Annotated in this window: 8 protein-coding genes; 3 read left to right on the top strand and 5 right to left on the bottom strand. The window is 38.9% G+C overall.

The window, feature by feature from the left end:
• Positions 1–41: 41 nt before the first annotated feature.
• The 4 genes from H5119_RS19350 to H5119_RS19335 all read right to left on the bottom strand — a co-directional run bounded on the left by H5119_RS19350 (position 42) and on the right by H5119_RS19335 (position 4,802).
• Positions 42–785, bottom strand: a complete 744-nt coding sequence (locus tag H5119_RS19350) for a M12 family metallo-peptidase (protein ID WP_182703397.1) — start codon at positions 783–785, stop codon at positions 42–44.
• 41 nt (positions 786–826) lie between these two features.
• Positions 827–1,537 (bottom strand): hypothetical protein, encoded by a 711-nt coding sequence (locus tag H5119_RS19345; protein ID WP_182703396.1) that lies wholly within the window; start codon positions 1,535–1,537, stop codon positions 827–829.
• 797 nt (positions 1,538–2,334) lie between these two features.
• Positions 2,335–3,354, bottom strand: a complete 1,020-nt coding sequence (hemH, locus tag H5119_RS19340) for a ferrochelatase (RefSeq protein ID WP_182703395.1) — start codon at positions 3,352–3,354, stop codon at positions 2,335–2,337.
• A 119-nt stretch (positions 3,355–3,473) separates the two neighbouring features.
• Positions 3,474–4,802, bottom strand: a complete 1,329-nt coding sequence (locus tag H5119_RS19335) for an HD domain-containing phosphohydrolase (protein ID WP_182703394.1) — start codon at positions 4,800–4,802, stop codon at positions 3,474–3,476.
• A 154-nt stretch (positions 4,803–4,956) separates the two neighbouring features.
• Between H5119_RS19335 and H5119_RS19330 the strand changes: the two genes are divergently transcribed.
• From H5119_RS19330 to arfA, 3 genes are all read left to right on the top strand, one after another.
• Positions 4,957–5,919 (top strand): sensor histidine kinase, encoded by a 963-nt coding sequence (locus H5119_RS19330; RefSeq protein ID WP_182703393.1) that lies wholly within the window; start codon positions 4,957–4,959, stop codon positions 5,917–5,919.
• A gap of 241 nt (positions 5,920–6,160) precedes the next feature.
• Complete coding sequence (locus tag H5119_RS19325; protein ID WP_182703392.1) at positions 6,161–8,686, top strand: TonB-dependent siderophore receptor; 2,526 nt, start codon at positions 6,161–6,163, stop codon at positions 8,684–8,686.
• Between the two features lie 184 nt (positions 8,687–8,870).
• Positions 8,871–9,071, top strand: a complete 201-nt coding sequence (gene arfA, locus H5119_RS19320) for a ribosome alternative rescue factor ArfA (protein WP_138586553.1) — start codon at positions 8,871–8,873, stop codon at positions 9,069–9,071.
• A 60-nt stretch (positions 9,072–9,131) separates the two neighbouring features.
• On the opposite strand, the gene H5119_RS19315 is transcribed toward arfA, so the two are convergent.
• Positions 9,132–10,148, bottom strand: a complete 1,017-nt coding sequence (locus H5119_RS19315) for a LacI family DNA-binding transcriptional regulator (RefSeq protein WP_182703391.1) — start codon at positions 10,146–10,148, stop codon at positions 9,132–9,134.
• Positions 10,149–10,243 lie beyond the last annotated feature (95 nt).

Raw genomic sequence — 10,243 nt, 5'->3', positions numbered from 1 at the left:
GTGTAAAAGTGGGTAATTAGCCCACTTTTACAATCAGCTTTTTACTTAAAATTAGCGATGCTTGTTTTAGTCGCTTTTATAGTACGAATGGCATATGACTCGTTAGTTACGCCAAATGGTACGCCGCCTACAGTCCAATTTGGATTTGAAAAGTAGTCGTATTGTGTTGCGCTACCAAATACATGTGGGTAAGCCATAATACTTGCAAAGTTGTTTTGTACGCCATGGCCCATACCGTCTGTGTATACACCACCAGAAGTATCGCCTTGTCTACGAGAATGTGCTAAACCTTGGTTGTGGCCTAACTCATGTAGAAAAGTGGTTGCGCCACAGTCAATTGCACTGATTGAGTACATGTTATTACTCATTGAGTTATATAAGTTACCATTTGTACCTTGACCAACCCACGCTAAACCACATGAAATAAGTCCATTACCAGCACTTTGGCCAGTACCTAGTACTGCAACCATATCCGCTTTCCAATCAGAACGAAGGCCGTCTACGTAGTCACTGTTAGTGATTGAATTTAACCATTGCTCTGATGGTGTTACTGCGTAGTTACCTAGGTTTTTTTTACCTGCTAAGCGCAGAGTAATGTCTACACCGTTTTGGCTATATACCTGATTACTAAAAGCAATTAATTGATTTATTTTTGTATCAATATTACTTGTAGCTGCTGCTGATTGATCAGTATATAAAATACCAATATCGATAGTTTCTGCTTGTACAATACTTGTCATGCATAATGCTGCAGCAACAGCGGTTGTGGTGATTAATTTTTTCATTGTTGTATTACCTTACTCTTGTTGTGGTTTAGCTTTTTAGCTTACGGTTTGTCATCTGCTTTTGGTGCAAATATGTCTACGGTTTTATCTGTTTTTTGCTCTGGCGTACTCACATCGTGTTCTATGTGACTTTTATATAAATCACGTTTAGCCGCTATCCAGCCATACTGGCCTTTACTTTCAAATACATAGTTACCGCTTGGTGCAGTAAATTGGCCGTAAACGGCGTCTTTTCCTACGGTTAAAACAGTATTGTGCATTTGCCCGTCGACTCCGGTTACTGTGCCAAATATGCTTTTATCGCCATTTTCGGCACTTACTACATTCGTTACTTCGGCGGTGTAAGTTTCGGTTGTTTGAGGAATGGCTAAATCAAAATTTTCGCCCGTTTTTAAGGCGCGTAATGAACTTAAATCAAACTCTACATATGCTTCATTGTGCAAATCAGTAGGCAGTACCTTTGCGTTTATGAGTACTTGCTTGGCTTTATCTGAAAGACGATTCACTGCGTCAAACTCGTTAAATGGCACATTTTGAAGTGTTGGCGCGCTTGCTTTTGAAATTATCGGATCGTTACTCATATCAATAGGTAGAGGCGCATGTGTATTTTGAGCCGACAAACTACTCACCGGGACTATATCAATAGCAATTGGAGCACTACGCTCTGTAACATTGTCGTTGTTAACAAATAGTTGATAAATAGCAAAGGCTGATAACGAAATTGCTATGGTTAAGGCAATAGACCTCTTCATTTGTTTCTCTTTTCGCGCTTTAAGTTAATTTGATGTTACGTTTTATAGTATAAGTTAGATTAGATCAAGAAAATAAATGTAATCAAAAAGTGGTAACGGTTAATTTTCAATCCCTTATTTAATATGAGGTTATTTTGTTTTTATCCTTTTTTTATTTTTTAGTATTGGTTTTTTCCTGTATTTACACGGAGTTGGAGTTTTTATGGGAACTTCATTGTTCAGTTAAATACAACACTAAAAGGCCTAATTTACTGAATAATTAAATTTAAAAATAAAGTTGATTTTTTGTCTTTAATACGCGAATTTATAGCTATGAATAATATGTGTGCAGATAATGAGTGGCGGTTTTCAATGAACATAAGATTGGTTTATGCCAAAACAGAGGTGCTTAATAATTTGAAAACTGCGTTTTTACACGCAAGCAAGCTTTGCGTCTACAGGTAAATTATAAGCTTGTGCTGTAGGCTTAGAGCTTGCTCACGCGAGAAGCGCTAGCTTCTTATTGTTAAGATATTTTAAAAACTGCGTTTTTACACGCAAGCAAGCTTTGCGTCTACAGGTAAATTATAAGCTTGTGCTGTAGGCTTAGAGCTTGCTCACGCGAAAAGCGGTAGCTTCTTATTGTTAAGATATTTTAAAAACTGCGTTTTTATACGCCAGCAAGCTGCGCGTCTACAAGTAAATTATAAGCAGAGGTTGTATGGTCGGGCTTGCTCACGCGAGAATAAGGGGGACATAAAGGATTGTGCATTTAGCGGGTACAATTGACTCGCTAAATGCTTTTTATTTATAAACGTTTATAACATCGGTTTTAACACATCAAAAATTGCATTGATGTGGTCGTCTCTGTCGTTAAGGGCTGCTATATAACGGTATTTTTCGCCACCCGCTTCTTCAAAAATTTCGCGGTTTTCGCCTTCCAGCTCTTCTAGAGTTTCTAAGCAGTCTGCGCTAAAAGCAGGGCTAATTATGGCTACGTCTTTTATTCCTTCACTTGGAAGGCTTTCAAGGGTTACATCTGTGTATGGTTTTAACCATTCGGCCTTACCAAATCGACTTTGGAACGTACTAATTACGTTGTCTTTATCAAGGCCTAACTTTTCTACGACTAAACGCGTGGTTTGTAGGCACAAACAATGGTAAGGGTCGCCTCGCTCTAAAAACAACTGAGGCATACCATGATATGAAAAAACCAGTTTTTGTGGCATTCCATTGGCTTCTAAATCTTCGCTAATGCTATTGGCCAAGGACTCAATATAACGAGTGTTTTTATGATATCCATTTATAAAATGCAGCTCAGGCACCCAGCGCCATTTACGTAATACACTTGATACAGCATCAAACGTCGAGCCTGTTGTTGGGCTAGAATACTGAGGGTACATTGGCAATATAATGATACGGGTTAAGCCTTTGTTTCTAAGTTCTTCAAGACCAGCTTCGATTGACGGATTGCCATAGCGCATTGCCATAACAACTTCTGTATTGGTGTACCCTTGCTCTTTTAATAATGCATTTAATTTAACGCTTTGTTGGCGAGTAATATGAGTAAGAGGTGAACCATTTTCGGTCCATATGCTTTTATATAATTTTGCTGAACGCTTAGGGCGCACACGCAAAATAATGCCATGTAATATGATCATCCACACTAGACGAGGAATTTCTACTATGCGAGGATCAGATAAAAACTCACGTAGATAAATTCGTAAAGCAGCAGCGGTGGGGGCGTCGGGGCTTCCTAAGTTGGTAAGTAATATTCCCGTTTTTTGATTAAAACGCCCGTCGTGGGGATTATCGGTTACGGCAGAAAATCGCGACACGTTGTGCTCCTTCAAGCTAGGTTAATTTTGTAATGAGTGTTAAGCCTGAGGCAAACTTCTTTAATGGATATCAGACTATTTAAGCCCATTGTAACGAATAAAAGCCTAGTTTAGATCAATCATTTAGCAGTTTTAACCATTATTCTAAAGGGCGTTGGTTTTTTTGCTTCAAGCTGCTGAAGCTTTTCGATTGATTTACGAACAAACACATGACCTTTAGGTAGCAGCATTATACCGGCGTGGCTGTGCAAAGCATGGCCAAGTACCATATTTTCTTTAAGTTCGGATGCTGTGCAAATAAGTACAGAGCCAGCCGTACTTTTTTGCTCGCTCATTTTAGCTTGGCTAGCTTCTAAGGCGCGTACAATTTTAGGATGATAAAATGTACCACTGTAAAGTTTTACATTTTCTAATGCGTTTGTGTGGCGATCTTTTTCATCTACTGCATTACTGAGTTCAAATGCATCCCAGTAGTCGCGCGCTAAACCAAGTACCATAGCACCGATAGGAATATCATTTCCGGCGAGTCCTTTTGGCATACCATTACCGTTGTAGCGTTCAAACTGATAATAAATGGCATCCGATAAGTCGTGCAAATGTGTGGCGGGCATTAGCATTAATTGTGCGGTACTTGGATGCGTGTAAAATGTTTTACGTTGTAATTCGTTTAGTTTACTAACCGGCTTTTTATAAAGTTCAGGATCCATTGCAAGTAGCCCTATTTGGGCTAAATAACCAGCCATAGGGGCAAGATCTATACTTGCTTGTGATAGGTTTAAATATAACGCTATTTGTGTACACGTATTTGCAATATTTTGTGCTTTGTTCCCATCAAGATATGGATTAGCGTTAATAAAATTATAAAGTAGCTCAACGGTTGCTTTGTGTTCGTGTTTTTCTCGCTCGTTAGCTGCTTCGAGCTTTTTTAGCACTTGTTTAATTTGTTGAGTACGCTTTTCTACGCGTTGCTCTAGTGAGTTATTTAATTCGAGGAGTTCTTGGTTTTGTGTTTTAACTTGCTCTTCTAATAATTTATTTTGATTTTTTAATGCAAATTTTTCGAGACTGTTATTAATACTGCGCAGCAGTAAATCGTTTTGCCAAGGCTTTTGAATATATCCATTAATTTGGCCTTGGTTAACAGCTGCTAAAGTTGTTTCTATGTCGGCATAGCCGGTTAATAAAATACGTTGTGTGTTTGGTGCTAAAGCACGAGCTTTTTCTAAAAATTGCGCGCCATTCATTTGTGGCATACGCATGTCGCTAATTATTAAACCAAATTCATGGCTCTCAAAAAGTTTTAATGCCTTTTCAGGGTTATCAGAAATAATGACAGTTAGCTCATTTGTTTTGAGTAAACGCATTAAGGAACGTAATACAATCTCGTCATCATCGACGCACAGAACATCTACATATTTAGCCGATGTGTTTTTTACTGTATTTGTCATTGCTTTACCTCATTACGTAGCCCTAGTTTGAACACATTTAATCCTAAAACTGATATAACATATTTATTAAGCGTAGCTTAAAAAATAATTTGAGTTGCGTTATTAAACTTAGGCAACTACATCTTACTTATTAATAAGTATAAGAGTGCGAGCTATGAATGGATCAGATAGTGGTTTTGAGCAGGCTTTTTTAAATGAACAAAAAAAACGTTTAGCGGCAGAGTCGCTACTAAAAGATAAAAGTCGCGTTTTAGTCGCTATTAATAATGAACTACAAAAAAAGATAGCGGATCTAGAGTATCAACAAAAGATGTTTATTCAAACTGAAAAAATGGCAACGCTAGGGACCCTTTGCGCAGGGGTCGCACACGAAATAAATAATCCGCTAGCCTATGCTATGAGCAACATTGAAGGTTTACAGCAGGTAGCCCCCAACATATTTGCACTGCTAGAACTTAATGATCAATATTTAAAGGGAGATGTTGCTAGTCGTGATTATAAAATTGAACTGGCCCTTTTAAATGAGCGGCAACGCTTTTCATGGATCGGTTGCGATTTGTTAGAACAAATAGATGATAGTGTAGAGGGCCTTAGTCGTATTAAGCACATAGTGCATAATTTATTAAACTTTGCTCACCCGTCAATAAGCCAAGATAAACTGCAAGCGAATGTAATCGAGGCTGCAAATAACGCATTAAAATTGCTTAGCAGCCAGCTTAAATTATGCAAAATTAAAACTCACTTCGATTCGGTGCCCAACATTATTTGTAATTTATCGTCAATTAATCAAATTTTTGTAAATTTATTAATGAATGCAAGCCAGGCATACGAGTTTAAAAATGCTAAAAACTGTGTAATTGAAGTGAATGTTTTTGAGGTTTCTGGACACATTTGCATCGAGGTGAAAGATAATGGCTGCGGTATGAGTGAATATACCCAAGCACATATGTTTGACCCATTTTATACAACAAAAGATATAGGGCAAGGTACTGGGATGGGAATGACACTTGTATACGCTATGGTACGCGATCATCATGGAACAATAGAAGTTAACAGCGTATTAGATGAAGGTACAAGTATTCGGTGCTTGTTACCAATAAAAACAGAGGCTAGTTAAAAAAAACACAATGTAAATATAAGGTTAACGAGTTGGGTGTTGCAATTTAATGCTTTAGTTGTGGTTATTTTAGTCTGTTTGAGGTGGTTTTTTCCTGTATTTGAATTTGTTTGCATACTTAGACCAATTATTTGATTTTTTCATTTCTTTTTGGTTGTATATGTTGCTAGGATGTTTGCAACAGGTTGTGGCTATTACAACCTCACACATATTATAAAAACAGAAAAACAGGGTCACCATTATGCCAACATATCGTTTGAATACACTCGCTGTAGCCATTGCTTTTGCCTTTAGCGCACCAAGTATTGTTAATGCACAAGAAGCACCGGTACAAGCCAAAAAAAATATCGAACAAATTTCTGTACTCGGCTCGCGGGTATCTAATCGAACCTCAACAGAGTCTTCGTCTCCTATCGATTTAATTGACGCTGATGATTTAAATAAAGGCGGGTTCACAGAACTTGGTCAAAGCTTACAAGCAACAGCACCCTCTTTTAACTTTTCGCGTACGCAGGTGTCAGATGGCTCTGATTTATTTAGACCCGCTACACTTCGTGGCTTACAGCCTGATCAAACACTTGTTCTTGTAAATGGTAAGCGTCGTCATAATCAATCTATTTTTGGCCTTAATGGTACTGTAGGCGCAGGCGCTGCAGGCACCGATATGAATGCAATTCCACTTACCGCTTTAAAAGGTGTTGAAGTACTGCGCGACGGCGCTGCTGCACAATATGGCTCTGATGCGATTGCGGGTGTAATTAACCTATCACTTAATAATTCAACAGGCATTACTACAGGGTTTGTACAATACGGAAGTACCAGTGAAGGCGATGGCGATACTATTTCAGCCGGTATTAACCGCGGTTTTGATTTAGGAAACGAAGGTGGATTTATTAATTTATCGCTTGAGTATCGTGATGCAGATGGCACTAACCGTGCTGAGCGCGATACAGGTGGTTCGTTAAATGTTGCGCCAGGGACGCTTTCAAAAGACGTACGCTGGGGGCAAGGTAACTCTGAAAGCGAGTTTACCTCATTATTTTATAACATGGCACTGCCATTTGGTGATGTAGAGCTTTATTCGTTTGGTGGTTACTCTGAGCGCACTGCGTTAGGTAACGGTTTTTATCGTAACTTTAACGAAGCATCAAAAAATGTAACACAAGTATACAGCGATGGTTTTTTACCGCGTATATACAACGAGGCACAAGACATTTCAGTTGCTGTTGGCTTTAAAGGTGAGATAAATGCCGATTGGTTTTACGATGTATCTGCTGTATATGGTGAAAACCAATATGACTTTACATCGCGTAACACACTAAACGCGTCTTATGCGGCAGAGTACTTAGTGAATAATCCAGGTGCAACAGATGCCGATATAGCAGCAAATTCAGGCCCTACAGGTGGCTACTCTGGTGGTTTTAGGTTTGATCAAACAACGTTAAATATGGATATAAGCGGTATTATTGATACAGGTAATGAACCATTATATGTTTCATTTGGCGCTGAATACCGTAAAGAAAATTATGAAATTGTACCTGGCAGCGAAGCATCGTATGCATGTGGTTTAGCCAATATGGATACGTCTTATCCATCGGTTAACGATCCTAGTCAATTTGCACAATGTGGTTTTCAAGCTTATAACGGACTTCGTCCTGAGGCATCTAACGAGGCCGACCGCTATAGCTATGCAGTGTATGTAGATTTAGAAACGATGATAACCGATGAATGGAATGTGAGTGGTGCTTTACGTTACGAAGATTTTTCTAACGCGGGTGACGACATCATTGGTAAATTAGCAACACGTTACGAAGTTAACGACGATTTTGCTGTGCGTGGTGCTGTATCGACCGGTTTTAGAGCGCCATCACTACAACAAAGTGGTTACACTGCTTTTACGACTAATTTAGGCTCTGACGGTACGCTGACTCAGTCGTTTACAGCCACAACGGGCTCGGCTTTTCCAAGTGCTTTAGGTGTTGATAGCTTAGAGCTAGAAACATCGACTAACTTAAGCGCTGGTTTTGTTTATGACATCAGCAGTGAGCTTTCACTGACGGTTGATTTTTATCGTGTAGAAATAAAAGACCGTATTAACTTAGGTAGCTTACTTTCGGCAGATGACGTTGCTTTTAGTGCTCAAGCTGTGGCAGCTTTGCAAGCAACGGGTGCTGTGCAAGCTAACTACTTTTCGAACTCTGTTGATTCGACTACGCAAGGCGTCGATATTATTGCCTCGTACCGTACAGAACTTGAAGGTGGTAACTTAGGCGTTACTTTTGCGGGTAACTTAAACGATACTAAAATAGACGGTGTAAATGCCTCTGAAGGTATTCCACAAAATGTAGCGCTTGATGACTTACAGCGTAGCTTTTTGACCGATGGGCAGCCAGGTGAGCGTGCAACGCTGACGTTTGATTATGAGCGTGATGCGTATACTTCAACAGTGCGTTTTAATTACTTTGGTGAAACAGACGTAAAATACTTTGGTAACGATCATATAGAGCTTGCAACAGATGGTTCGTTTAAAGCAACCAGTACGGTTGAATCTGCTGTATTAGTTGATTTAAATGTGAGCTACCAAATCAATGATATATTTGCGCTTTCGGTAGGTGCAGATAATGTATTTGACGAAACGCCAGATGAGTTAGGTGATGATGAGGTGCTTAATGCTATTACTAATGGTGCATTTAAATACCCTGTACGTGCATTACCTTATGGCTTTGACGGCAGAACGTATTATGCAAAAATAAGCTTTGAGTTTTAATTAGTTAAAGCATAACTTGATACTTAAAAAGTTAACAACGAGCGCAGTTATTTACTGCGCTTTTTTTATGCTTTTTTATTCTAATAAAACAGTAAACTGACGCTAAAAATTGCTTGCGCGGTTGAAAATTACGTCTACAATCGCCATCTCAGTAGTACCAATATTATTAAACGTAGGAAAAAATATGGCTAAAAAATCTAAAATGAAAACACCAAGCAACAGTGCAGTCGACACTGGCCGAGGTGTAATAAATCACAATGCACTAGCAGCATTAGTAACCTCTAAATTATTTAAACCACAAGTGGTTAAAGCTAAAAAAGGCAAAGGTTCATTTAAACGTGGTAGTAAACATTCAGGACAAGAGTCCTATTTAATCGCGGCTTAAATAGCAACGATCAAATAGGGTTTTTAACTGAAAACCGTGCAAATTAACGGCTTTTCGGGTCTAGTTTATTTGTGTAGTGGAATCACGCACGATAAGCTCTGGGATGTATTTTTTGACTATGTCGCGATCATCCCCGTTGCGTATTTGTGCAATTAATAAATTGGCAGCATCTTCGGCTATTTTATCGTTTGGTTGGTTTGCCGTTGTTAATTTAGGCCAGGTTTGACGTGAGAATGGGCTATTTTCAAACCCCGTTATTGATAACTGCTCTGGTATATCAATATTTAATAGTCTTGCAGCAAAAAGTGCGCCGGCTGCAATTTCATCATTACATGACACAATAGCAGTGGGTTTATCTGTCAGGGCTATTAATGTTTTAGCGCCTTCTACTCCTGATTCGAATGAATATTCACCCGCAACAATAAGGCGTTTATCTATAGTGATGTTGTGTTGTTGTAGTGCGTCTTTATAGCCTTCAAGGCGCTCTTTTGTTGAGTTATGCTCTGCGCCACCGGCTAAAAAGCCGATACGTTTATGGCCATTTGTAATTAGGTGTTCTGTAATTGTTTTAGAGGCAAGTTTGTCGTCTATCATAATGCAGGGGGTAAGATTATCTGGTGCGATATTGCCAGACAAAACACGCACTATTTTTACATCAAGCTGTGCGAGCTTTTCTACAAACAGAGGCATTTCAGAAAAAGGCGGCGTTAACATCACGCCTGCAATCCGCGTATGTTTAACCATGCTCGTGATCTCGTCAATAATTCGTTCTTCTTTTGCGTTACATGGATGGATCAGTAATTCGAACCCGTGCTTTTTACACGCGTTTAATATCCCATTTTGCATATCGATTATGTAATAAGCATTTGGGTTATCATATATATAGGCAATGCTGTAAGACTTTGTACCCGCTAAGCTTCTGGCTGCTAAGTTAGGATGATAGTTTAACTCATTAACAGAGACCATTACTTTTTCTCGGGTGTGATCGCGAACTGACGTTTCGTTATTAATTACACGCGAGACGGTTTTTATTGATACGCCGGCATGTTTTGCTACGTCATTAATAGTGGTTTTCATAAAGTTAAGTTACCTGTTCAAACTAGGTTTGTAGAGTATTGATTTTATTTCGTTTCATCAATACTTTATTGAAGGTAAATAGCCTGTATCCGTTT

It is taken from the genome of Pseudoalteromonas sp. SG45-5, assembly GCF_014164085.1.
GTDB classification, from domain to species: Bacteria; Pseudomonadota; Gammaproteobacteria; order Enterobacterales; family Alteromonadaceae; genus Pseudoalteromonas; species Pseudoalteromonas aliena.
The sequence above is the reverse complement of the archived record's forward strand: the minus strand, read 5'-3'. Positions and strand labels throughout refer to the sequence as shown.